Here is a 21,914-nt window from a genome sequence, read left to right as displayed (position 1 = left end):
CAACCTCCCGGAAGGGACCGGCCGCTCGGGCCGGCCCTGATCGCGATCAGAAGAATCCGAGCTTCTTCGGGCTGTAGCTGACCAGCATGTTCTTGGTCTGCTGGTAGTGGTCGAGCATCATCTTGTGGTTCTCGCGCCCGATGCCGGACTGCTTGTAGCCGCCGAAGGCCGCATGCGCCGGATAGGCGTGGTAGCAGTTGGTCCAGACCCGCCCCGCCTTGATCGCCCGGCCGAAGCGGTAGGCCCGGGTCCCGTCGCGGGTCCAGACCCCGGCGCCGAGCCCGTAGAGCGTGTCGTTGGCGATCGAGAGCGCCTCGTCGTCGTCCTTGAAGGTCGTCACCGACACCACGGGCCCGAAGATCTCCTCCTGGAAGATCCGCATCTTGTTGTGGCCCTTGAAGATCGTCGGCTTGACGTAGTAGCCGCCGGCGAGGTCTCCGGTCATCTCCTTGCGCCCGCCGCCCGTCAGCACCTCGGCGCCCTCCTGCCGGCCGATGTCGAGGTAGGAGAGGATCTTCTCGAACTGCTCGGAGGAGGCCTGCGCGCCGATCATCGTCGCCGGGTCGAAGGGATCGCCCTGGACGATCGCTTCCGTGCGGGCGATGGCGCGCTCGATGAAGCGATCGTAGATCGACTCGTGGATCAGCGCCCGGCTCGGGCAGGTGCAGACCTCGCCCTGGTTGAGCGCGAACATCACGAAGCCCTCGATCGCCTTGTCGAGGAAGTCGTCGTCCTCGGCGGCGACGTCGGCGAAGAAGATGTTCGGGCTCTTGCCGCCGAGCTCCAGCGTCACCGGGATCAGGTTCTGGCTGGCGTACTGCATGATCAGCCGCCCGGTGGTGGTCTCGCCGGTGAAGGCGATCTTGGCGATCCGGTTCGACGACGCCAGCGGCTTGCCGGCCTCGAGCCCGAAGCCGTTCACCATGTTGAAGACGCCCGGCGGCAGGGTATCCGCGATCAGGTCGGCGAAGACCTGGATCGAGGCGGGGGTCTGCTCCGCTGGCTTCAGCACCACACAGTTGCCGGCGGCGAGCGCCGGGGCGAGCTTCCAGACCGCCATCAGGATCGGGAAATTCCACGGGATGATCTGCCCGACCACCCCGAGCGGCTCGTGGAAGTGGTAGGCGACGGTGTCGTGGTCGATCTCCGACATCGAGCCTTCCTGCGCCCGGATCGCCCCGGCGAAGTAGCGGAAGTGGTCGATGGCGAGCGGGATGTCGGCCGCGGTCGACTCGCGGATCGGCTTGCCGTTATCCCAGGTCTCGGCCCGGGCCAGCAGCTCGAGATTCTCCTCCATGCGGTCGGCGATCCGGTTCAGGATCAGCGCCCGCTCGGCGGCGCTGGTCCGGCCCCAGGCGTCCTTGGCGGCATGGGCGGCGTCGAGGGCCGCCTCGACGTCGGCCGCGTCGGAGCGCGCGACCTCGCAGATCACCTGACCGTTGATGGGCGAGGTGTTCTCGAAGTAGCGGCCGGACTTTGGCGCAACGCGCTTGCCGCCGATGAAGTTGTCGTAGCGCGTCTCGTAGGGGACCTTCGCTTCTCGGAAGAATTCGATCTTGTTCACGGGCTTCCTCCTGGTTCTCTTTCGGCTTTTTTGGCTCGGGCTCGAAGCAGGCTGTTCGCGCCCCCGCCGGAGCGGGTGCGCCACCGGCCCCGGCCGTGGCGGCTCCAACATCGTCCGGCCCGTCTCGGAAAGGTCGCGGGCCGCGCGTCGTTAGCGCCGACCAAACATAACGATGGCTGTCCGGACTGTATAGCGTCGTCACCTGCGCAGCGCGCGCCGCGGCGACCGTCGTCGATCTCAGAACGGCGCGAAATCGACCGGATCGCCGCGCGCGACCACCGTCGCCTCTTCCGGCAGAACGACGAACCCGTCGGCGCCCGCAAGAGCCATCACGCTGGCGGATCCCTGGATTGGCAGCGGCGCGACCATCCCGGCGTCGCCGTTCCGCTCCAGCCGCCCCGCCAGAACCTGGACATGGCCACCGCCTTGCGGACGGTTCGCGCGAGCGGCAGGGCGGTCCGGCCGGGATCCGCCGCGGGATCGCCGGAGAGCTTCGCCACCAGCGGCCGGCCGAGAAGCGCGAAGGCGACGGCCGCCGCCATCGGGGCAGCGCGAGGATCGGGCAGTCGTCGATGTCGCCGAAGCCGACCGGCCGGCCCGGCCGCAGCGCGAGCCTCCAGAACTCGAGGCAGCCGCGCCGGGAGATCAACCGCTGCAGGTGGTCGGCGCCGCCGGCCGACGCGCCGCCACTGGTCACGATCAGGTCGTTCTCCTGCGCGGCGGCGATCAGCACGGAGAGGATGCGGTCGGGGTCGTCCGGCAGCACGCCGAGGTCCTGCACGGCGCAGCCGGCGGCGGCGAGCATCGCGCGCAGCATCGGGCGGTTGCTGTCGGCGATCTCGCCGGGGCCGAGGCGGCCGAAGCCGTCCCCGGAGCTCGTCGCCGACCGAGACGAGCGCCACCCGCAGGCGGGCGTGGACCGTCACCGCAGGCGCCTGCAGCGCGTAAAGCAGGGCGAGCTGCGCCGCGCCGATGCGCTGGCCGGGCCAGAGCACGATGTCGCCCCGGCGCACGTCCTCGGCGCGGCGGCGGACATGGGGCTTGGCGCCCTCCGGCGCGGTGACGACAACGTCGCCGCCGACCTCCGCGCACAGATCCTAGATTACCACGCGCTCGGCGCCGGCGGGCATCATCGCGCCGGTGAAAATCCGCGAGGCCTCGCCGCGCAGGACCTCATGGGCCGGCGGGCGACCGGCGGCGATGGTCTCGGCGATCCGGAGGCGGCTGGGCGATCCCGGCGCCAGGTCGTCCGCCCTGAGCGCGAAGCCGTCCATGGCCGCGGCGTCGAAGCGCGGCAGGTCCACCGGCGCGAGCACCCCCTCCGCAAGCCGCCGGCCCAAGCTCGTCTCGACCGCGACCCTCTCCCGCCCGACCACGAACGAAAAGGTCGCGGCGAAGAACGCCAGCGCCTCCGCCAGGTTCTCGGGCTTTGCCAAGGTCAGTTCCGGATCCGGGCGCACGCCTGCGCATAGTCTGGAAGCCGGTCCGTCAGCGCCGAGCCGAGCGACGCGACACCTGCTGGCTCGGTTGCGAACGAGACCTCGAAGCCGCCGTTCGTCGCCAAGGTGAGGATCAGGTTCCGGCCGTCCCCGGCCGCCTCGATCCGCCAGCTGTCGAGCGGAAAGACGTAGCGCAGCGTATCGTCGCCGAAGCGGCTGCCGAGCGCCGCCCGGAGCAGCCGCGGCAGCGTCATGGCGACCGCCGAGGCGTCTTCCGTCGAGAGCAGGACCTCGTTCGGCTTCCCGGCCGCGTCCACGAACCTCAGGGCGATCCGTTCGCCTCCGTCGACTACCCGGCAGGTCGACAGCGCTGCGGCCTCGATCGGCATTCCGCGGGACCTCCGATATTTTTAGGCAACTATATCGCATGAACGGCCGATCGCAAGATTCTGGCTACCATGCCAGGTCCGCGATATGTCTGGGACGATCGACGTCGACGAGGCGGCCATGGTGCGCGAGAACGAGATCCGGGCGGGCGAGGTCGCAGCGAGCCCGCCGCCGGCGGACGCGACGATCGGCTTCATCGGCCGCATTCGGACTCCCTGGACGTCGCGGATGGCGACGCCGCGGCAAGGCCGGCCGGACGGACCTGTCTGCCAGATCGAGATCTTCCCGCCCTGGCGGGAGGCGCTGCGCGGCATCGAGGCCTTCCAGCAGCTCGAGGTCCTCTACTGGCTGCACCTATCGCGGCGCGACCTCGTTCTGCAGAGCCCGGCCAGCGATGGCCGGGTGCGCGGCACCTTCGCGCTCCGCTCGCCCGTGCGTCCGAACCCGATCGGCACCTCGATCGTCCGGATGGTCGGGATCGAGGGAGGTCACACCCTGTCCGTGCAGGGGCTCGACTGCATCGACGGCACGCCCCTCCTCGATCTCAAGCCGGACCGGGCCGAGTTCCGCCCGATCGCGCCGCCTCAGCCCGGAGACTTCGAAACCGGATGAAGCGTCCGATCTAGAGCTGATCGAGAGCCTGTCCGAGGGCTTCGGAAGGTCGGCGAGCGCGGCGGCCTGATTGGCGCGGCGATCTATCAAGACCCTCAGATCAACTCAGACGGAGACGTTCTCGGTCGCGCCAGTCGTCGGGGCCGTCCACCGTCGTCACCGGTTCGACGTGCGGCGTGCTACGAACATGGTATGGGCATCAGCTACACAGCCCGTGCCCTTCGCGCCAGAAATAGTTCGTCCGGGCACGACGGTATGGGTGCGCCGCCGCAGCAACCAGGCTACGCCCGCCAGGTCGACAATGCCGACCAAGGCCCGCCGCAGGTTCGAGTAGTGCGACCGGCCGGCGAGCCGCGGGCGATGCTCGACCGGCACGAGGACCACGTCCCAGCCCTCGCGGCGCATCAGCGCGGGGACGAAGCGATGCATGTGCTCGAAATACGGAAGCTCCAGGAAGGCGCTCCGGCGGAAGACCTTGAGGCCGCAGGCGGAGTCGCGCACGCCGTCCCCGAGCACTGTCGCGCGGATCGCATTGGCGGCGCGCGAGCCCCAGCGCCGGCTGGAGCGGTCGCGACGCTGCCGGCGCTCGCCCTGGACCAGCCCGACCCGGGAGGAGGGCGCCGCGTGGAGCGCCTCGAGCAGGACGAGGATCTGGTCGGGCGGGTTCTGGCCGTCGCCGTCCAGCGTGGCCACCCAGGAGCATCGCGCCGCCCGCACGCCTGTGCGGATCGCGCTTGACTGGCCGGCCGGACGGGCGTGCGTCAGCACCCGCAGCCGGCGCTCCCGCGCTGCCAGGTCGGCCAGCAGGCCCGGGGTTGCGTCGGTCGAGCCATCGTCGACGACGATCACCTCGGCCGCCGTGTCGCCGAGGGCGGCGAGCACCTCCCCGAGGACGCGCTCCAGCCCCTCCGCCTCGTCGAGCACGGGGATCACGACGCTGATCGTCTCCGTCGGGGCAATCATCGACCGTCTCCCGCATCGGGCGCGGGCGACCCGCCCCAGACGCCATACGGGCGGTTGCGGTAGACGACGACGGCGCGCGGCGGATCGTCCGTGTGGTCGCGGTCGAGCCGCGTCACGAGGACCCTGTCGGGGTTCTCCGCCAGCCAGCCCGCCGCCTCCTTCCGGTCCAGCGCCGTCACCGGGTTGCGAAGGCGGGCGGCGAAAGTGAACATGCCGTCGTAGCTGTCTCCCAGCACGCCGACGCCGGCGGCGTCGGAGGGCGCGATCAGGCCGGCGATCTCGCCCGCGTCGTAGATGCGCCCGGGCGCGCCGAACAGGAACGCGAGGTCGAGGGCGGCGACCAGCCCCAGCCCGAGGAACGCCAGCGCCGGCCCGCGCAAGCGCGTTCCCAGAGCCGAGAGGCCGAGGCAACCGAGGCCGACCAGCGCCATGACCCAGCCGGGCGCCAGCAGCCGGGCCGCCCGCTCGTCGGCGACGAGGCCGACCGCCGCGCCGAGGAAGGCGAGGCCGAGAAGGGCGGGCGGCAGGACCGCGGGGAGCGCCCGGACCCCGTCGCCGCCCATGGCCCGCGCCATCAAGAGCGCGGCCGCCGGCAGGGTCGGGATCAGGTAGTGGATCTGCTTGCCGCTCATCAGGCTGAAGAGCGCGAGGGCGGACCCGGCCCAGACGGCGGCGAGGCGCAGGCCCCGGTCGGCGCGCAGGTCGAGCGCGGCGATCCGCCTCAGGAGTGAAGGCGACCAGGCCCAGGGCCAGAGCACGACCGGCAGGAGCGCGAGGAACCACCACCATGGCCGGGCATGGGCGAAGGCGTCGGTCATGCGCCCGGCGCTCTGGGTCCAGAGCACGGCCTCGCGATACTCCGGGCCGCCGGCGACGATCGCGGGGACGAGCCAGAGGCCGACCAGCGCGAGCCCCACGCCGAGCGCGAGCGCAAGCCCGGCCGCCGTCCGCCGCAGCGGCAGGCCCTTCCAAAGCGGGGCGAGAACCGCGATCGGCAGCAGGTGAACGAGGACGACCGGCCCCTTGGCGAGCCCGCCGAAGGCGAGCGCCGCCCCGAAGGCCGCCCAGCCTCGCCGCGTGTCGCCGGCGGCGACCAGCGCCAGCACGCCGAGGACGACGGCGAGGGCCAGCATGGCGTCGAACATGGTCAGCCCGGCATAGGCGACGAAGACGCCGAAGCCGGCGAGGATCATCGCCGCCCGGCCGCCGGCGCCGTCGTCCTGCGGCCACAGCCGCCGCGCGAGCCGGCCCGTCGCCCAGATCGTGGCGACCGCGAAGGCCGGCCCGATCAGGCGCGCGGCGATCTCCGAGACGCCCGTGACCGACCACACGAGGTTGATCAGCCAGAAGAGGAGCGGCGGCTTGTGGGAATAGGTCGCGCCGTTCAGGTGCGGCACCAGCCAGTCGCCGCTCGTCCGCATCTCCCAGGCGACGGCGAGGTAGCGCGTCTCGTCGACCGGCAGCAGCGGTCGGGCGAGCACGCCGAAGGCCGCGACCAGCGCGAAGCCCGCCATGGCGAGCCAGGTCCGGCCGGCCCTCATGCCGCGCCCGTCCGGGCCCGCCGGATCAGCGCGAGGTTGCGCAGATAGACGATCAGGCCGGCGCCCTGTCCGAGGATGAAGACCGGGTCGCGCCGCCAGATCGCATAGGCGAGCAGGGCACCGCCGCCCGCGAGGCTCAGCCACCAGAAGGCGTCGGGCACGAGGCTGCGGCGGGCGCGCTCGCTGGCGATCCACTGCACCAGGAAGCGCGCGGTGAACAGCATCTGGCCGAGAAAGCCGATGGCGAGCCAGAAGGCGGAGACGGTCATTGGACGCGGGACCCGGTTGCGGAATCGCCGGCCCTCGAGCCGACGGCCGCTTCTTCCCGGCCAAGCTTACGCCAGGCTGAACGCGCTCAGTCGCCGAGGTCGAAGCGCGCCTCGAAGCCGTCGGCTCGCCCGGGCGCGGGCGAGCGCAACGACAGGACCGCGCCGGAGCGTCGCGCGATCGTGTCGGCGATGGCGAGGCCGAGGCCGCTGCCCGCGGACGCCGCCGCGCCGTGTCGGAAGCGCTCCGTCAGCGTCTCTATGGAGCCGGCATCCACGGCCGGGCCGCCGTTGGTCACGACGAGCGCCGCATCCTCCACCCGGACGCGCACCCGCTCGTCCGCAAGTCCATGACGCAGCGCGTTCTCGATCAGGTTGCGCGCGACGACGGCGAAGGCGTCCCGGTCGATCCGGCCCTCCATCCGGGGCGCCGCCGGCTCGAGGTCGATCGGCGCCGCCCGGAACTCGTCGAGCACGAGGCGCAGCGCCGGGACCAGGTCGACGCGGCCCTCCAGCCGATATGCGGTCGCCTCGGCCCGCGCAAGGTCGAGCAGCTTCTCGGAGAGGCGCCCCACCCGCTTCAGCGAGCGCTCGATGCGGGCGAGGCGATCCTGCGCGGGACCGTCGGGCAGGTCGTCGGCGAGGAGCTGCGCCTCGGCGATGGCGCCCGCGACCGGCGTGCGCAGCTCGTGCGCTGCGTTCGCCGAGAAGCCGCGCTCGGCGTCGAGCGTCCGGCGCAGGCGGTCGAGGAGGCGGTTCGCGGCCAGGACGATGGGCCTGAGCTCGCTCGGCAGCCCCGCATCCGGCATGGGCGTCAGGTTATCGCCGCCCCGGCGCTCGATCTCCCGGCGCAGGTCGTCGAGCGGCGCGAGGCTGCGCCGGGTGATCGACCGGACCAGCAGCAGGACCACCGGCAGCAGCAGCGCCAGCGGCCAGAGCAATCCGAGGAAGGCCTCGAACGCCTCATCGCGGCGATAGGCCTGCGGCTGGGCGACATGCAGGAAGCCGCCGTCGAAGGCGACCGTGTGGATCCTGAAGCCGTCCGCCCGGCCGAAGCCGCGATGCAGCGGCACGGCGAAAGCCTCCGTCGGCGCATCGGCGCTGCGCATCAGCAGATCGCCGTTCGCGGCGCGGATCTGATAGGCGAGCGTCGCGCCGTCGAACCGGAGCAAGCCGGGCGCCGGGGGCGCCGCGTCCAGGCCGGGCGCGACCGCCTCGACGGCGAAAGGCGCGAGGCCTTTCGCCATCTGGCGCAGCGCGATGTCCCAAGCCTCGTCGAGCTCGTCCTTCAGCGCAAGGCCGGCGAGGATCGTCGAGGCGATCCAGGCCGCCACGACGGCGAGGCCCAGCCCGCGCAGCAGCCGCCCGGCGAGGCTGCGCGCCGCCATCAGGGGCGCTCCAGGCGGTAGCCGAGGCCGCGATGGGTGGTGATCGCCCCGGCCCCGATCTTGCGCCGCAGCCGGCTGACGAACACCTCGACGGCGTTGCTCTCGATCTCCGCGCCGAAGGAATAGAGCGCGTCCTCGATCTCGGCCTTGGGGACGATGACGCCGGGCCGCGCCGCGAGACGGGCGAGCACGGCCCATTCACGGCCGGTCAGGTCGACGGCCTTGCCGCCCTGCCGCACCTCCCGCAGCGCGAGGTTGATCGAGAGAGCGTCCAGGACGATTTCCGGGCCGGCAAGGCCGCCATATCGCCGCGCGACGGCGGCGATCCGCGCCGAAAGCTCTGACAGATCGAACGGCTTGACCATGTAGTCGTCCGCCCCGCTGTTCAGGCCCGCCAGCCGGTCGCTGATCTGGTCGCGGGCGGTCAGGATGATCACCGGCGTGGCGTCCCGACTGGTGCGCAGACGGGCGAGAAACGCCAGCCCACGGCCGTCGGGCAGGTTCAGGTCGAGGAGGATCTGGTCGTAGCGCACCGTCTCCGCCGCGGCATCGGCGTCCGCCAGCCCCTGCGCCCAATCGACGGCGTGACCCTGGCCGCGCAGGTAGTCCGCAAGCGCCCCGCCCAGGGTGATGTCGTCTTCGATCAGCAGAAGGCGCACGGCGGCTCCGTTTCGGGATGATCACCACGACTCCCCTGCCGATTGACTCGCGTCAAGCACTGGCCTCGGCCGCTCCGTTCACGATTGCCGCTATTGAGCGAGGCGACTCCGAGCGGGCGCGACGATCGACGCCATCGCCCGGGCCGCCATCGCCCGCTGAGGGCCCGGTCTCGCGCTGCCCCCGCCGAATCACGGCGTCGGTGGGCAAAGCCTTGCCTCCCCTGCGCCATGATCCAGCCGCCGGCCGCCACGCGCTGACCGCCCCGGCCTAAGCCGGAGGCGCGTAGTGACCGTGGTGAGCTACACCACTTCCGGGGGCACGACCTGGTTGAAGTTTGTCAACCGGCCCTAAGAAAAGCATTATTGAATTGATTGGAATCTGAAAATGGGAACTGGCTAGACGACGAAAGAGGATCGGTATTCCCGCCCTCACCGTGGTGCAGACGCGCGACTTTGCAATTGATTGCAATCCAGCGTCCCCCAAACACCGCGTCGAAGACGGCGGGGGAAATCCCCTGCGGGAGTCAGACAGACGGGCCGTTGGTAATAGGTGCTCCCGCAGGTCGCCCGCTTCGGACGCGGCCGACGTGCGCTTAGTAACGCTGTGCGGTCGCGGTGATGGTCATTTCCTGAAGGTTTACCGATTGCGGCAGCTTATAGGCGAAGAGGATCGTGCGGGCGACGTGCTCCGCGTCGATGCCGCCCTCCATCCGGTCGCGATCCGCCGACCAGACGGCGAAGGCGGCCGGGTCGGTGATGGTCTTGTCGATCTCGGACTTGGTGATGCCGGGCGAGATCGTCATCACCCGCACGTCGTGCTCCGCCGAGGCGCCGCGCACGCCCTCGCTGACGGCATGAACGAAATGCTTGGTGCCGCCGTAGACGTCGTGGAACGGATAGACCTTGCGGCCCGCGATCGAGGACACGTTGACGATCGTCCCGTGGCGGCGCGCCTTCATGGCGGGCAGGACGGCGTGCATGCAGTTCAGGACGCCGATCACGTTGATGTCGATCAGGTCGCGCCACTCGGCAGGATCCTGGTCGTCGAGCCGGGCGAGGCGCGAGACGCCGGCGTTGTTGACCAGCAGATCGACCGGGCCGAAGCGCGCCTCGCCCTCGGCGATGGCGGCGGCGATCCTGTCGCGGTCGCGCACGTCGGCCTCGCAGCAGACGGCGTCGGGGAGCCCGAGGTCGAGGAGCTTCTCCCGCCGGCGCGCCAGCAGCAGCAGCGGATGACCCGCCTCGGCGAAGGTCCGGGCGATCTCCGCCCCGATCCCGGCGCTCGCGCCGGTGATCATGACCAGGGGCTTCGTGGCTCTCGTTGAAGGCTCGGTCACGGCATGCTCCGCATGAAGGACTGTTCCGCGGTCTCCGACCGGCGGAAGGAATGGAGGGGCCGGCGGCCCCTCCTCGCGCCCGACGGGCTCAGTTCGCCGCGAGCTGGGCGCGGATCTGCTCGATGTTCAGCACCGGAGAGACCTCGTACTTGTAGAACTGGTTCTCGGGGTTCGGGTCGATGAACTCGTCCACGTTTTCCTTGGTGATGGCATAGGCGGGGAAATAGCTGCCGAGGGGCAGGTTCTGCGCATCGAGCCCCTTGTTGAAGATCTGGTCGATGAAGGCCACCGTCGAGACGCCCATCTGCTCGCCGGAGAAGGTGCCCGTCACCAGCAGGTTCCCCTTCTTGATCTCCTCGAGCGCGAGGCGCGACCCGTCCGCCGAGGTCGCGACCTTGACGCCCTCGATCCCGCTGTTGCGCAGCGCCCGGAGCGAGCCGATGCCCATCCAGTCGTTGTCGGCGATGATGTGGGTCAGCTTGCTGCCGTGGGCGGTCAGGATGTCCTCGGCCGCGGCGAGGCCGCCTTCCTCGGTCCAGTTGCCTTCACCCATGGCGACGACCTGGAAGCGCAGCTCCTCGTCGTTGAAGCCGCCGCTCTGCTTGGCCTGCTGGAACAGCTCGTAGCCGCGCAGCATGGCCTCCTCGCGGGTCATGTCGAGCCCGAGATCCTGGACGCGCTGCCAGACGATGCCCGAGACCATGCCGTTCAGGCGGCTCTCCGAGGTCGAGTTGCCGACGACGCCGATGATCAGCGCGCCGACGATCGGCTCGGTGCCCGCGTCCTTGGCGATGTACGCGCCGGCGCCGAAGCCGTTCTCATAGGGGTTCGGCGTGATCGTGGTCAGGACCTGGGCGCGATCCGAGGGAACGGTGCCGATGGCGACGACGGGGATGCCGGCCTCGACGGCGCGGTTGATGCACGAGGCCACGCCGAGCGTGTCGGTCGGATCGACGACGATCACGTCCTTGCCCTGGGTGATGAAGGTGTCGATCTGCCCGCACTGGCGTTGCAGGTCGCCATCGGCCACCTGAACGTCGAGGGTGATATTGGTGCCTTTCGCGGTGCGTTCGGCGCCCTTTATCAGCTCGACGAAGAAGGGATTGCCCATCGTGATCTCGGTCCAGCCGACCTGGATGCTCGACGGGTCGGCCGGGGTCTTGGGCCATGCCTTCTCGATGTCGGTGCGGTCAGGCATGTAGGGATCGATCAGCCCGGCAAGGGCGGTATCGGGCATCAGCTTGTAGATCTCGGGCTTGTCGGCGTCCTGGGCCAGCACGAGGCCCGCCGGCAAGGTCATGGCGGTCGCCAGCAGCAGCGCCAGCCGGGTGTTCGCGGGTTTCATCATAGCTCCTCCTGTTGAAACGGCGTGTCGAAGGGAACCGGGCGAGGGGATCGCCCGACGATGCGGTCGGGAACGCCGCGGAAGGCGACGCTCCGAGGGGGCCCGGGGTCTAGCGGGTGTCGCGGCCGAAGCGCTGGAGCATGACCGCGGCGACGATGATGAAGCCCTTGATGATCTGCTGCGGGTAGGACGGCACGCTCATCAGGTTCATGATGTTGCCGATCAACCCGAGGACGAGGACGCCGATCACGGTGTTGATGACCGTGCCCTTGCCGCCCGAGAGACGCGCTCCGCCGATCACGCAGGCCGCGATGGCGTCGAGCTCGAGGCCGAGCCCCGCGACGGGCGTGCCCACGGCGGTGCGCGAGGTCACCACGACCCCGGCGAGCGCCGACAGCGCGCCGCAGATCACGTAGACGGCGAAGATGTAGCGGCGATGCGGAATGCCGGCGAGGCGCACCGCGGTCTCGTTGCTGCCGGTCGCGATCACCATCCGGCCGAAGACGGTGCGGTGCATCAGGAACCAGAAGAAGGCGATGACGGCGACGGAGAGGACGACCGGCCACGGCAGCTTCAGCCAGGGCAACCCGGCGCTGCCGAACGCGTCGAGGATCTCGGTCGAGCGCAGCTCGTAGGGCAGGCGCACCGGCTGCCCGTTCGACATCATGTAGGTCATGCCGCGGGCGATGGTCATCATCGCCAGCGTCACGACGAAGGGCGCTAGCGTGAACCAGGCGATCAGCGCACCATTGAACGCGCCGAGGAGCCCCCCGAAGACCAGCATCGCCGCGACCGCGAGCAGCACCGCGACGGGTCCGTCGAAGGGCAGGTGCGGCAGCAGCATGGCGACCGCGAGGCCGCCGGCGCCCGCGACCGCGCCGACCGAGAGGTCGATCCCGCCGGTATTGATCACCAGCAGCATCCCGATGCTGACGAGGAGCAGCGGCGTGAGCTGGCGCAGGAGGTTGAAGACATTACCGCGCGACAGGAAGGCGTCCGACAGCAGCGCCGAGACCACCACCAGCACCACGAGCATCACGATCGAGCTGTTGCGCATCAGCAGGTTGCCGAGCTGGCCGCTCGCGGTCTGAGTCGTGGCTCGCGTCATTCCTTCACCCCCATCGCCAGCGCGACCAGCGCCTTTTCGTTCATCTCCCCGCCCGCCAGCTCTCCCGTGATCTCTCCCAGGCGCATGACTGCGATGCGGTCGGCGATGCCGATGAGCTCCGGCAGGTCGGAAGAGATGACGATGACGGCGAGGCCGCGTTCCGCGACATCGTTGATGATCTGGTAGATCTCGGATTTCGCGCCGACATCGACGCCGCGCGTCGGCTCGTCGAGGATCAGCACCTTCAGGTCGGCGGCGAGCCACCTGGCCAGCGCCACCTTCTGCTGGTTGCCGCCGGAGAGCGTCGAGACGGCCGGCGTTCCGTCCGGCGTCTTGATCCGCAGGGCGCGGATCATGCGGTCGACCTGCTCCTTCTCGGCCGCGAGGTTCAGCACGCCCCCGGGGCCGGCCGTCGGATTGGTCCGGCGCAGCATGATGTTGGTCGCGATCGAGAGGTCGAGCAGCACGCCCTGCCCCTTGCGATCCTCGGGCACCATGCCGAAGCCGCTCTCCACGCCGGCCCCGGGGCTCGCGTTGAGGACCAGCCTGCCGTTCAGGCGGACCTCGCCCCCGACCGCCCGGTCGGCGCCGAAGATGGCCCGCATCGTCTCGGTGCGGCCGGAGCCGATCAGGCCGTAGAAGCCCAGCACCTCGCCGGCGCGCACCGTGAAGCTCACGTCCTCGACCAGGTCGGCGAGGCGGAGGCGCTCGACCTCGAGGACGAGCTCGCCGATGGTCGCATGGCGCGGCGGGAAGACATGGGTCAGCTCGCGGCCCACCATCAGCTCGACGAGGCGGGTCTGGTCGATGTCCGAGATGTTCACCGTGGCGACGTAGGTTCCGTCCTTCATGATCGTCGCCCGGTCGCAGATCTCGAAGATCTCCTCGAGCCGGTGCGAGATGTAGATCACGCAGACGCCGCTCTCGCGCAGGCGGCGGATCAGCTGGAAGAGCTGGCGCGTCTCGCGCTCGGTCAGCACCGCCGAGGGCTCGTCGAAGACGATGACGCGCGAGTCGCGGCGCAGCGCCTTGCAGATCTCGACGATCTGCTGTTCGGCGACCGACAGGTCGGAGACCGGGCGGCGCACGTCGAGCTGCGCCAGCCCGAGGCTGGCGACCAGGGCGGCGGCCTCGCGGTAGAGCGCATTCCAGTCGACGATGCGCCTGCCGAAGCCGAGGTCGCCGATGAAGATGTTCTCGGCCACGCTCAGGTGTGGGCAGAGGGCGAACTCCTGGTAGATCACCGCGATCCCGTGATCGCGGGCCGTGCGCGGATCGGCGAGCGCGAGCCGTTCCCCATCCAGGGTGACATGGCCGCCGTCGGGCTGATGGTCGCCCGAAAGCACGCGCATCAGCGTGGACTTCCCGGCGCCGTTCTCGCCGAGGAGCGCGTGAACCTCTCCGCCACGCGCCTCGAACGTCACGTTCGACAGGGCGGCGACCCCGCCGAAGCGCTTGGTGATCGAGGCCATCTGAAGGTTGTTTGCCATGCCTCCTCCGCGCGGCGTGCAGGCATTCTCCGAGTCTGACGCTCGTCTACCATGCCGCGATTCACGTTATAAAGCTACATATCTTCTCGTGTCAACCGCTGTCTGATAGCTGATTATGGGGAAAAAATTCAGGATTGACAGACTTGGCGCGAGTCAGTCAGTAATGACACTACAAAAATGCGAGGAGGAAGCCATGGCGCGGGCATTCGGTGGGCCTGGAAAATATATCCAGCGCCGCGGGGAAATCGCGCGCCTCCGGCAGCACCTCGCCCCTCTGGGCGATCGCTGCCTCATGCTGGTCGACCGCGCCGTCCTCGACCGCCTCACGGCAACGATCCCGGGACTCGAGGTCATGGCCTTCGGCGGCGAATGCTCGGCCGCCGAGATCGCCCGCGTCGTCGCGCGGAGCCGCGAGATCGGCGCGCAGGTGATCATCGGGGCCGGGGGCGGCAAGGCGATCGACACCGCGAAGATCGCGGCGATCGAGACCGGGGCGCGGATCGTGGTCGTCCCGACCATCGCCTCGACCGACGCCCCCTGCTCCGCCGTGGCGGTGCGCTATTCCGAGGCCGGCATCTACGAAGAATCGCTGCGCCTGCCGCGCAATCCGGATCTGGTTCTCGTCGACGTCGAGGTGATCGCCGCAGCGCCGGTGCGCTTCCTGATCGCCGGGATCGGGGACGCGCTCTCGACCTGGTTCGAGGCTCGCTCGAACATCGAATCGCGCACCCCGAACTACGTCGCTGGCGGCTTTCCTCCCACCGAGGTCGGCATCGCCATCGCCCGGCGCTGCCACGACGTGCTGATGGCCGAGGCGGGGAAGGCGGTCGCCGCCGCGCGCGAAGGGCTGATCACCGCCTCGCTCGAGCGGATCATCGAGGCGAACATCCTGATGAGCGGGCTCGGCTTCGAGAACTGCGGCTGCTCGGCGGCGCACGGCATCCATGACGGGCTGACGGTCCTGTCCGAGACCCATGGCCTGCTGCACGGGGAGAAGGTCGCCTTCGGCACGCTCTGCCTGCTGATGCTGGAGAACCGCGACGCGGCGGAGATCGTCGAGGCGATCCGCTTCTGCCGCGGTCTCGGCCTGCCGGTCACGCTGGTCGACCTCGGTCTTGGCGACGCCGATCGCGACCAGATCACCCGCGTCGCCGAAGCGGCGCTCGTGCCCGGCGAATGCACCTATGCGACGCCGGTCGAGCTGACCGTCGAGTCGGTGCGCGACGCCATCCTAGCCCTCGACGTCTTTGCCCGCGGAGTCGCGCCATGAACCTGACGCCCAAAACCGGATTTCAGGACAGCCCCGTTCTCGTCACGGGCGCGGCGGCCGGCATCGGCCTCGCCCTGGCGCAGACCTTCGCCGCGCGCGGCGCGCGGCTCTTCCTCGTCGACCGTGACGAGAAGATCGCCGGCGTCGCCGCGGCCCTCGGGGCCCGGCACCGCGGCATGCAGCTCGACGTGCGCGAGGACGACTGCGGCGAGCGCGCCGTGGCGGCGGCGCTGAGCGCCTTCGGCCGGATCGACGTCCTGGTCAACAACGTCGGCATCGGCCCGCTCGCCCCGGCCGAGGACTATCCGCTCGATCTCTGGGACGCGACCCTGTCGGTCAATCTGCGCGCGGCGTTTCTCTTCGCGAAGGCGGCCGCCGCGCCGATGCTGGCGCAGGGCTACGGACGGATCGTCAACATGTCCTCGCAGGCGGCGACGATCGGCATCGAGGGCCATGTCGCCTATTGCGCCAGCAAGGCCGGGATCCTCGGCATGACGCGCTGCATGGCGCTGGAATGGGGCAAGCGCGGCGTCACCGTGAATGCGCTGTCACCCACCGTCACCGAGACCGAGCTCGGCCTGATGAGCTGGGGCGGCCAGAAAGGGGTCGAGACCCGCGCCGCGATTCCGGTCGGACGCTTCGCCACGCCTCGGGAGGTGGCCGAGGCCGTCCTCTACCTCGCCAGCCCGCAGGCGGCGATGGTCACGGGCGCCAACCTGGCGATCGACGGCGGTTACACGATCCGCTGACAGACGACGAAGGAGCAGGAGCTTGAAACTCTACGATCCCGCGGCCTGCCAGATCGGGCCGCTGACCGGGGCGCTCGGCAACAGCACCGGCCGCTACGAGAAGCGACTGGCCGATCTCGGCGGACTCTATCGCGACGAGGCGGCTTTCGAGCGAGCCGTCGCCGCCGAGGGCGACCGCATCGTCTACGCGGTCGAGGAATTCCGGCCGACCGAGACGCCGGGCGACCTGATCTTCGGCGTGACCCACATGGAGCCGGGCCGGATCGGCGACGAGTACTTCATGACCCGCGGCCATATCCACCGGGTCGCCAACCGCCCCGAGATCTATCAGGGCATGTCGGGCGAGGGCCTGATGCTGATGGAATCGCCCGAGGGCGAGACCCGCATCGTCGAGATCACGCCGCAGACGGTCTGCTACGTCCCGCCGTTCTGGATCCACCGCTCGGTCAACACCGGAGCCGAGCCGTTCGTGATGTTCTTCTGCTATCCGTCGGATTCCGGCCAGGACTACGAGATCATCGCCCGTTCGGCCGGCATGCGCAGCCGGATCGTGGCCGGCGAAGGCGGCGGCTGGGTCGCGCGTGAGAACGATCTCTATCGCCCGCGCAGCACCGACGAGGTCGCCGCCGTCATGGCCACGGCGCGCTGAGGGAAATCCGGATGAGCCGCTATCAGCCCGCCGCCCGGCCGACGTTCTACTTCATCGGCGTCACCACCGGCGCCTCGTCCATCATGCGGGTCTTTCCCGCCTGGGCCGAGTTCCTCGGCCTGAAGGACGCCTGCATCAAGGGCATGGATTTCCCGCTCCACGCCGACCCGGCCGCTTATCGCGAGGCGGTGGAGTTCATTCGCGACGACCCGCTTTCGCTCGGCGCTCTCGTCACCACGCACAAGCTCGATCTCTTCGCGGCCTGCCGCGACCTCTTCGACGAGATCGACCCCCATGCGCAGCTCATGCACGAGACGAGCTGCATCTCGAAGCGCGACGGCAGGCTGCGTTGCCATGCGAAGGATCCGATTTCCTCGGGCCTCGCGCTCGACGGGTTCCTGCCGCCCGACCACTTCGCGAAGACGGGCGCCGAGCTGCTGATGCTCGGCGCCGGCGGGTCCACCATCGCGATCACCTGGCATCTTATGCGCCGCGCCCGCGGCGCGAACGTCCCCTCGCGGATCATCGTCTCGAACCGCTCGCAGCCGCGGCTCGACGAGATCGCCAAGGTCCATGCCGGCATCGAGACGACGGCGCGGCTCGACTACGTGCTGGCCGACCGCCCGAGCCGCAACGACGAGCTGCTCGCCGGGCTGAGGCCCGGATCGGTCGTCGTCAACGCCACCGGCCTCGGCAAGGATGCGCCCGGCTCGCCCCTGACCGACGCGGCGAGCTTCCCCGAGAGCGGCATCGCCTGGGATCTGAACTATCGCGGCGATCTGGTCTTCCTCCAGCAGGCCAACCGCCAGAAGCAGGCGAAGCGCCTCCAGATCGAGGACGGCTGGACCTACTTCCTGCACGGCTGGACCCAGGTCATCGCCGAGGTCTTCGCCATCGACATCCCCGCCTCCGGCCCCGGCTTCGACGAGATCTCGCGCATAGCCGACGCCGCCGGGCGCCAGAAGCCGACGCTCTGACCCCATGCCGCGGATCCTCGCCCCCAGCCCCGTCGCCCCTCTGCCCGCATCGCTCGCGACCGAGCACCGGCGCAACGCGACCGGCGGCGGGACCGCGCTCTTCTGGCTCGGGCAGGCCGGATTCGCCGTCCTGGCCGGGGGCCGGGTCATCCTGATCGACCCCTACCTGTCCGACAGCCTCGCCGAGAAGTATCGCGGCGCGACCTACCCGCACGAGCGGATGATGCCGGCGCCGATCCAGGCCGGCGACCTGCCCCGGCTCGACCACGTGCTGCTCACCCATCGCCACAGCGATCACATGGATCCGGGGACGCTGCCGGATCTTGCGCGGCGGTTCCCCGAGGCGCGCTTCATCTTCCCCGAGGCCGAGCGGGCCGAGGCCGCGCGGCGCAGCGGGCTCCCGGCGGACGACCCGCGCCTCGCGGGCGTCGACGCCGGGGCGCGGATCGACCTTGCGCCGGAGCTTGCGCTGACGGTCTTCGCCGCGGCGCACGAGGAGCCCGAGACCGACGAGGCCGGACGGCACCGCTTTCTCGGCTACGGCCTCGCCGCCCCGGACCTGAGGCTCTGGCATTCCGGGGACTGCGTCCCCTTCCCCGGCCTCGCGGCGCCGGTCGGCCGCTTCGCCCCAGACGTGGCGCTCCTTCCGGTGAACGGTCGCGATCCGGTGCTGCGGGCCGCGGGCGTGCCGGGCAACTTCACCCTCGACGAGGCGATCGCCGTCGCGCGCGAGGTCGGGGCGCGGCAGCTCGTCGCGCATCACTACGGCATGTTCGCCTTCAACACCTGCGCGCCGGAGGAGATCGACGCGGCGAGCGCGCGCGAGGCCGGCATTGTCGTCTCGCGCGCGATGACGGGGGTCGTCTATCGTGTTTGACGATACAGTCATCGCGAGGGACGACCCCATGGGCAGCGACGCCCCGAACCAGCCCCGAAACATCCATTCATCGGATGTTCTGACCGCGATCCGCCGCGCTCTTCCCGATCTGCGCCGCTCGGATCGCAAGGTGGCCGATCTCGTGCTGGCCGATCCGTCGCGCTTCATGGCGGCGACCGTGGCCGAGACCGCCGATCTGGCGCAGGTCAGCCAGCCCACGGTGATCCGCTTCTGCGTCGCCGTCGGTTGCGAGGGATTCAACGATTTCAAGCTGCGGCTCGCGCAGAGCCTGGCGCTCGGCACGCCTGCGACGCATTCGGTGATCCTCGACCAGGACTCCGTGCAAGTCATCGCCGGCAAGATCTTCGACTACACGATCACCAGCCTCGACTGGGCGCGGCGGCGCCTCGACATCGAGCGGCTCGAGCAGGCGGTCGGGTTGCTCGCCGACGCGACGCGGCTCGAGTTCTTCGGCTTCGGCGCCTCGGGGATCGTCGCCCAGGACGCCCAGCAGAAGTTTCCGCTCTTCGACCTGCCCTGCGGCGCGGAGCGCGACCTGCATCAGATGGTGATGCAGGCGGGAATGATGCACCCGGGCGACGTCGCCGTCGTGATCTCGAACACCGGGATCACCACCTCGCTGATCGAGGTGGCGGCGCTGGCGCGCAAGAACGGGGCGAAGGTGCTGGGGCTGCTCGGCTCGGCCGGTCCCGTGGCCGCGCATTGCGACGTGGCCCTGGTGGTCGAGACGCTCGACAACACGAACGCCTACACGCCGACGATCTCGCGGCTTGCGGCGCTCGTCACGATGGACATCCTTTCCACCGCGGTGGCGCTCCGCCGCGATTCCGAACATGCCAATCGCTTCAAGGACATGAAGCAGCACCTGGCCTACTTCCGCTCGCGCGAGCTGAGGTAGGCGCGGGAGCCCGGTTTCCGATCAGGAGAGAAGAATGGCGCAAGTGCCGTCAAGCAGGATGCTGTCGCCGCGCGATCTGGCGCAGATGATCGACATCAGCGCCGTCCAGGCGTTCCATACGGAAGCGGACGTGCGCGACGTGGCCGCGGTCGCGCGGGCCGAAGGGTTCGTCGCCGTCCACGCCCTGCCCAACTTCACCGCGCTTCTCGCCGAGCTGCTTCCGCCGGAGGCCGGGGTCCTGGTCGGCGGGCCGATCGGATTTCCCTCGGGCGGCAGCCTGACCTCGACCAAGGTCGCCGAGGCGCGGGGGCTCGTGGCCGACGGCGCCGCCGAGGTCGACATGATGATGAACATCGGCCGGCTGAAGTCCGGCGACGACGCCTGGGTCGCGGCCGACCTCGGCGCCGTGATCGAGGCCGCCTCGCCCGTGCCGGTCAAGGTCATCATCGAGGTCTCGCGCCTGACCGACGACGAGATCCGGCGCGCCGCGGCGCTCGTGGCCGAGGCAGGCGCGGCCTTCGTCAAGACCGGCACTGGCTGGACGGGCCTGCCGACGACGCTGCATCACGTGCGGCTCATCCGCGAGGCGGCGGGACCGGACATCGGCATCAAGGCCTCGGGCGGCATCCGGGATCTGGACACGGTCGCACGGATGGTCGCGGCCGGCGTCACCCGCTTCGGCATCAACACCCAGATGGCGCGGGAGCTGATCGCGGAATGCGGACGCCTGGACGGGGGCGGCCTGAGGATCGCCGGCTGAGGCCCGGACGGGCGGCGGGCTTCGAGATGGGGAGAGCTCCGGGGCGATGAAGGATCTGGTTCTGGCCTGCGATCTGGGCACGGGCGGGCTGAAGGGCTCGGTCTTCGCCCCCGACGGGAGCGTCCTCGCCCAGGCCATGGGCCAGTATCGGACGCTCTACCCCGGCGACGCGCGGCACGAGCAGCGCCCGGACGACTGGTGGCAGGCGCTGGTCTCGGCCACGCGCGCGCTGCTCGAAGGCGGCGAGGCCGCCGGCTTCGCGGCCCGCGACATCCGGGCGATCAGCCTCTCCGGCCACAGCCTCGGCTGCGTTCCCGTGGACGCGCAGGGCGGCCTCCTGCAGGACTCCACCCCGATCTGGTCCGACGGGCGGGCGCAGAGGGAGGCGGAAGGCTTCTTCGGCGGGTTCGACGAGAATGCATGGTACATGCGCACCGGCAACGGCTTTCCCGCGCCGCTCTACACGCTGTTCAAGATCCTCTGGCTGCGCGAGAACCTGCCGGACGTCTTCGCCCGCACCCGCCGCATCCTCGGAACCAAGGACTACCTGAACTTCCGGATGACCGGACGCATGGCCACCGATCCCTCCTATGCCTCGGGATCGGGCGCCTACGACCTGATGGCCGGGCGCTACGATGCGGAGATCCTCGCCGCGGCCGGGCTGGACCCCTCCCTCCTCCCCGAGATCCTGCCCTCGGCCTCTGTCGTCGGCGGCCTGAGCGACCCCGCCGCCCGCGAGCTCGGCCTGCAGCCCGGAACGGCGGTCATCGCCGGCGGCGTCGACAATTCCTGCATGGCGCTCGGCGCCCGGACCTTCCGCGACGGCGATCTCTTCTCCTCGATGGGCTCGTCGAGCTGGCTGACCATCTCGGCCTCGCGGCCGGTGCTCGACGCCCGGGTGCGCTCCTACGCCTTCGCGCATCTGGCGGAGGGCCAGTTCATCTCGGCAACCTCGATCTTCTCGTCCGGCACCACGATGGACTGGGTCCGCGCGATGCTCGGGCCACAGGGGGCCGAGCTGTCGCATGCCGCGATGGAGGCGCTGGCGAACGCCTCGCCGCCCGGGGCGCACGGGCTCCTGATGCTGCCCGCGCTCGGCGGCGGCACCTCGCTCGAGGGCGGGGCCGAAGTCCGCGGCGGCTATCTCGGCCTGTCGTTGCGGCACGACCGGGGCGATCTTCTGCGCGCGGCCTACGAGGGCGTCGCCTACGGATTGCGGGCGGCGCTGGACGAGCTGCGCCGCATGACGCCGATCGGCGGCTCCCTGGTCGCGGTCGGCGGCGGCGCGCGCAGCGCCTTCTGGCGCCAGATCCTCGCCGACATCCTTGACATCGAGGTGGTCAAGACCTCGGTCGATCAGGAGGCCGCCACCCTCGGCGCCGCCGCGATCGCCTTCCGGGCGCTGGAGATCTGGCCGGATTTCGAGCCCGTCCGCGCCATCCACAGGCCGGTCTCGACCCACGCGCCCCGGGCGGCGAACCGCGCGGCCTATGCGGCCGGGCTCTCCGCCTATCGCGTCGCGGCAGACCAGCAGCGCAGGCTCGCTGGCGCTCTCGCGCCGTATCGCCAGGCCTCCCAGGGCACCTGATCTCCCCCTTCGTTCTCGCAGGAGAC

The 21,914-nt window shown here is 70.3% G+C and carries 21 protein-coding genes and 2 pseudogenes; 9 read left to right on the top strand and 14 right to left on the bottom strand.

All coding sequences use genetic code 11. From position 1 onward, the window contains the following. Positions 1–46: 46 nt before the first annotated feature. From adh to KBB57_RS14695, 5 genes and pseudogenes are all read right to left on the bottom strand, one after another. A complete protein-coding gene (gene adh / locus KBB57_RS14710; protein ID WP_290751629.1) occupies positions 47–1,564 on the bottom strand; it encodes an aldehyde dehydrogenase in 1,518 nt (505 codons plus the stop codon). A gap of 237 nt (positions 1,565–1,801) precedes the next feature. Further along, positions 1,802–1,990: pseudogene (locus tag KBB57_RS14705) on the bottom strand (hypothetical protein); the annotation flags it as partial. A 130-nt stretch (positions 1,991–2,120) separates the two neighbouring features. Further along, positions 2,121–2,405, bottom strand: a pseudogene (locus KBB57_RS20140) (molybdopterin-binding protein); the annotation flags it as partial. Positions 2,406–2,661: 256 nt separating this feature from the next. After that, entirely contained in the window at positions 2,662–3,024 is a 363-nt protein-coding gene (locus tag KBB57_RS14700) for a hypothetical protein (protein WP_290751627.1), read from the bottom strand. Next, positions 3,003–3,392, bottom strand: coding sequence for a hypothetical protein (locus KBB57_RS14695; RefSeq protein WP_290751624.1), 390 nt, complete (start codon positions 3,390–3,392; stop codon positions 3,003–3,005). Before KBB57_RS14695 ends, KBB57_RS14700 begins: the two co-directional genes overlap by 22 nt. A gap of 85 nt (positions 3,393–3,477) precedes the next feature. Here KBB57_RS14695 and tsaA point away from each other — a divergent pair, with 85 nt between their 5' ends. After that, positions 3,478–4,002: a tRNA (N6-threonylcarbamoyladenosine(37)-N6)-methyltransferase TrmO gene (tsaA, locus tag KBB57_RS14690; RefSeq protein ID WP_290751623.1), complete on the top strand. Its 525-nt coding sequence runs from the start codon at positions 3,478–3,480 to the stop codon at positions 4,000–4,002. 156 nt (positions 4,003–4,158) lie between these two features. Here the strand turns inward: tsaA and KBB57_RS14685 are convergent, their stop codons facing one another. From KBB57_RS14685 to KBB57_RS14645, 9 genes are all read right to left on the bottom strand, one after another. After that, positions 4,159–4,965: a glycosyltransferase family 2 protein gene (locus KBB57_RS14685; RefSeq protein WP_290751621.1), complete on the bottom strand. Its 807-nt coding sequence runs from the start codon at positions 4,963–4,965 to the stop codon at positions 4,159–4,161. Continuing rightward, positions 4,962–6,506 (bottom strand): glycosyltransferase family 39 protein, encoded by a 1,545-nt coding sequence (locus KBB57_RS14680; protein ID WP_290751619.1) that lies wholly within the window; start codon positions 6,504–6,506, stop codon positions 4,962–4,964. The genes KBB57_RS14685 and KBB57_RS14680 overlap by 4 nt, the downstream gene beginning before the upstream one ends. Further along, complete coding sequence (locus KBB57_RS14675) at positions 6,503–6,775, bottom strand: lipid-A-disaccharide synthase N-terminal domain-containing protein (RefSeq protein WP_290751617.1); 273 nt, start codon at positions 6,773–6,775, stop codon at positions 6,503–6,505. Before KBB57_RS14675 ends, KBB57_RS14680 begins: the two co-directional genes overlap by 4 nt. Positions 6,776–6,861: 86 nt before the next feature. Then, positions 6,862–8,160 carry a HAMP domain-containing sensor histidine kinase gene (locus KBB57_RS14670; protein ID WP_290751615.1) on the bottom strand — a complete coding sequence of 433 codons (1,299 nt, stop codon included), beginning with the start codon at positions 8,158–8,160 and terminating at the stop codon, positions 6,862–6,864. Then, positions 8,160–8,819 carry a response regulator gene (locus KBB57_RS14665; RefSeq protein ID WP_290751612.1) on the bottom strand — a complete coding sequence of 220 codons (660 nt, stop codon included), beginning with the start codon at positions 8,817–8,819 and terminating at the stop codon, positions 8,160–8,162. The genes KBB57_RS14670 and KBB57_RS14665 overlap by 1 nt, the downstream gene beginning before the upstream one ends. A 593-nt stretch (positions 8,820–9,412) precedes the next feature. Continuing rightward, positions 9,413–10,117 (bottom strand): SDR family oxidoreductase, encoded by a 705-nt coding sequence (locus KBB57_RS14660; RefSeq protein WP_290751610.1) that lies wholly within the window; start codon positions 10,115–10,117, stop codon positions 9,413–9,415. Between the two features lie 127 nt (positions 10,118–10,244). Then, positions 10,245–11,504, bottom strand: a complete 1,260-nt coding sequence (locus KBB57_RS14655) for a sugar ABC transporter substrate-binding protein (RefSeq protein WP_290751607.1) — start codon at positions 11,502–11,504, stop codon at positions 10,245–10,247. A gap of 106 nt (positions 11,505–11,610) precedes the next feature. Further along, entirely contained in the window at positions 11,611–12,609 is a 999-nt protein-coding gene (locus KBB57_RS14650) for an ABC transporter permease (protein WP_290751605.1), read from the bottom strand. Continuing rightward, positions 12,606–14,099, bottom strand: coding sequence for a sugar ABC transporter ATP-binding protein (locus tag KBB57_RS14645; protein WP_290751603.1), 1,494 nt, complete (start codon positions 14,097–14,099; stop codon positions 12,606–12,608). The genes KBB57_RS14650 and KBB57_RS14645 overlap by 4 nt, the downstream gene beginning before the upstream one ends. A 115-nt stretch (positions 14,100–14,214) precedes the next feature. On the opposite strand from KBB57_RS14645, the gene KBB57_RS14640 reads away from it, so the two are divergent. From KBB57_RS14640 to KBB57_RS14605, 8 genes are read left to right on the top strand one after another with little or no spacing between them, the layout of a single operon-like run. Next, on the top strand, positions 14,215–15,369 hold the full coding sequence (locus KBB57_RS14640) for a glycerol dehydrogenase (protein ID WP_367272704.1): 1,155 nt from the start codon (positions 14,215–14,217) through the stop codon (positions 15,367–15,369). Continuing rightward, positions 15,366–16,118, top strand: a complete 753-nt coding sequence (locus KBB57_RS14635) for a GolD/DthD family dehydrogenase (protein ID WP_290751597.1) — start codon at positions 15,366–15,368, stop codon at positions 16,116–16,118. The genes KBB57_RS14640 and KBB57_RS14635 overlap by 4 nt, the downstream gene beginning before the upstream one ends. 22 nt (positions 16,119–16,140) lie before the next feature. Continuing rightward, complete coding sequence (locus KBB57_RS14630) at positions 16,141–16,767, top strand: glucose-6-phosphate isomerase (protein ID WP_290751595.1); 627 nt, start codon at positions 16,141–16,143, stop codon at positions 16,765–16,767. 11 nt (positions 16,768–16,778) lie between these two features. Beyond that, on the top strand, positions 16,779–17,744 hold the full coding sequence (locus KBB57_RS14625; RefSeq protein WP_290751593.1) for a shikimate dehydrogenase: 966 nt from the start codon (positions 16,779–16,781) through the stop codon (positions 17,742–17,744). 4 nt (positions 17,745–17,748) lie between these two features. Continuing rightward, the gene (locus KBB57_RS14620) at positions 17,749–18,621 is read left to right on the top strand and encodes an MBL fold metallo-hydrolase (RefSeq protein ID WP_290751591.1); all 873 of its coding nucleotides are present in this window, start codon (positions 17,749–17,751) and stop codon (positions 18,619–18,621) included. Between the two features lie 28 nt (positions 18,622–18,649). After that, positions 18,650–19,540: an SIS domain-containing protein gene (locus KBB57_RS14615; protein WP_290751589.1), complete on the top strand. Its 891-nt coding sequence runs from the start codon at positions 18,650–18,652 to the stop codon at positions 19,538–19,540. A gap of 34 nt (positions 19,541–19,574) precedes the next feature. After that, a complete protein-coding gene (gene deoC, locus KBB57_RS14610) occupies positions 19,575–20,300 on the top strand; it encodes a deoxyribose-phosphate aldolase (RefSeq protein WP_290751587.1) in 726 nt (241 codons plus the stop codon). A 46-nt stretch (positions 20,301–20,346) separates the two neighbouring features. Beyond that, the gene (locus tag KBB57_RS14605; RefSeq protein WP_290751584.1) at positions 20,347–21,888 is read left to right on the top strand and encodes an FGGY family carbohydrate kinase; all 1,542 of its coding nucleotides are present in this window, start codon (positions 20,347–20,349) and stop codon (positions 21,886–21,888) included. Positions 21,889–21,914: the final 26 nt, after the last annotated feature.

The sequence above is a fragment of the Amaricoccus sp. genome (assembly GCF_017993425.1).
Taxonomy (GTDB): Bacteria; Pseudomonadota; Alphaproteobacteria; order Rhodobacterales; family Rhodobacteraceae; genus Amaricoccus.
This window is presented reverse-complemented; position numbering and strand designations above follow the sequence as displayed.

What these genes read in the sequence shown, in the direction of transcription:
- KBB57_RS14695 (WP_290751624.1), bottom strand. Translation starts at nt 3,392, where the DNA reads ATGCCGATCGAGGCCGCAGCGCTGTCGACCTGCCGGGTAGTCGACGGA.
- tsaA (WP_290751623.1), top strand. Translation starts at nt 3,478, where the DNA reads ATGTCTGGGACGATCGACGTCGACGAGGCGGCCATGGTGCGCGAGAAC.
- KBB57_RS14685 (WP_290751621.1), bottom strand. Translation starts at nt 4,965, where the DNA reads ATGATTGCCCCGACGGAGACGATCAGCGTCGTGATCCCCGTGCTCGAC.
- KBB57_RS14680 (WP_290751619.1), bottom strand. Translation starts at nt 6,506, where the DNA reads ATGAGGGCCGGCCGGACCTGGCTCGCCATGGCGGGCTTCGCGCTGGTC.
- KBB57_RS14675 (WP_290751617.1), bottom strand. Translation starts at nt 6,775, where the DNA reads ATGACCGTCTCCGCCTTCTGGCTCGCCATCGGCTTTCTCGGCCAGATG.
- KBB57_RS14670 (WP_290751615.1), bottom strand. Translation starts at nt 8,160, where the DNA reads ATGGCGGCGCGCAGCCTCGCCGGGCGGCTGCTGCGCGGGCTGGGCCTC.
- KBB57_RS14660 (WP_290751610.1), bottom strand. Translation starts at nt 10,117, where the DNA reads ATGATCACCGGCGCGAGCGCCGGGATCGGGGCGGAGATCGCCCGGACC.
- KBB57_RS14655 (WP_290751607.1), bottom strand. Translation starts at nt 11,504, where the DNA reads ATGATGAAACCCGCGAACACCCGGCTGGCGCTGCTGCTGGCGACCGCC.
- KBB57_RS14650 (WP_290751605.1), bottom strand. Translation starts at nt 12,609, where the DNA reads ATGACGCGAGCCACGACTCAGACCGCGAGCGGCCAGCTCGGCAACCTG.
- KBB57_RS14645 (WP_290751603.1), bottom strand. Translation starts at nt 14,099, where the DNA reads ATGGCAAACAACCTTCAGATGGCCTCGATCACCAAGCGCTTCGGCGGG.
- KBB57_RS14640 (WP_367272704.1), top strand. Translation starts at nt 14,215, where the DNA reads ATGGGGAAAAAATTCAGGATTGACAGACTTGGCGCGAGTCAGTCAGTA.
- KBB57_RS14635 (WP_290751597.1), top strand. Translation starts at nt 15,366, where the DNA reads ATGAACCTGACGCCCAAAACCGGATTTCAGGACAGCCCCGTTCTCGTC.
- KBB57_RS14625 (WP_290751593.1), top strand. Translation starts at nt 16,779, where the DNA reads ATGAGCCGCTATCAGCCCGCCGCCCGGCCGACGTTCTACTTCATCGGC.
- KBB57_RS14620 (WP_290751591.1), top strand. Translation starts at nt 17,749, where the DNA reads ATGCCGCGGATCCTCGCCCCCAGCCCCGTCGCCCCTCTGCCCGCATCG.
- KBB57_RS14615 (WP_290751589.1), top strand. Translation starts at nt 18,650, where the DNA reads ATGGGCAGCGACGCCCCGAACCAGCCCCGAAACATCCATTCATCGGAT.
- deoC (WP_290751587.1), top strand. Translation starts at nt 19,575, where the DNA reads ATGGCGCAAGTGCCGTCAAGCAGGATGCTGTCGCCGCGCGATCTGGCG.
- KBB57_RS14605 (WP_290751584.1), top strand. Translation starts at nt 20,347, where the DNA reads ATGAAGGATCTGGTTCTGGCCTGCGATCTGGGCACGGGCGGGCTGAAG.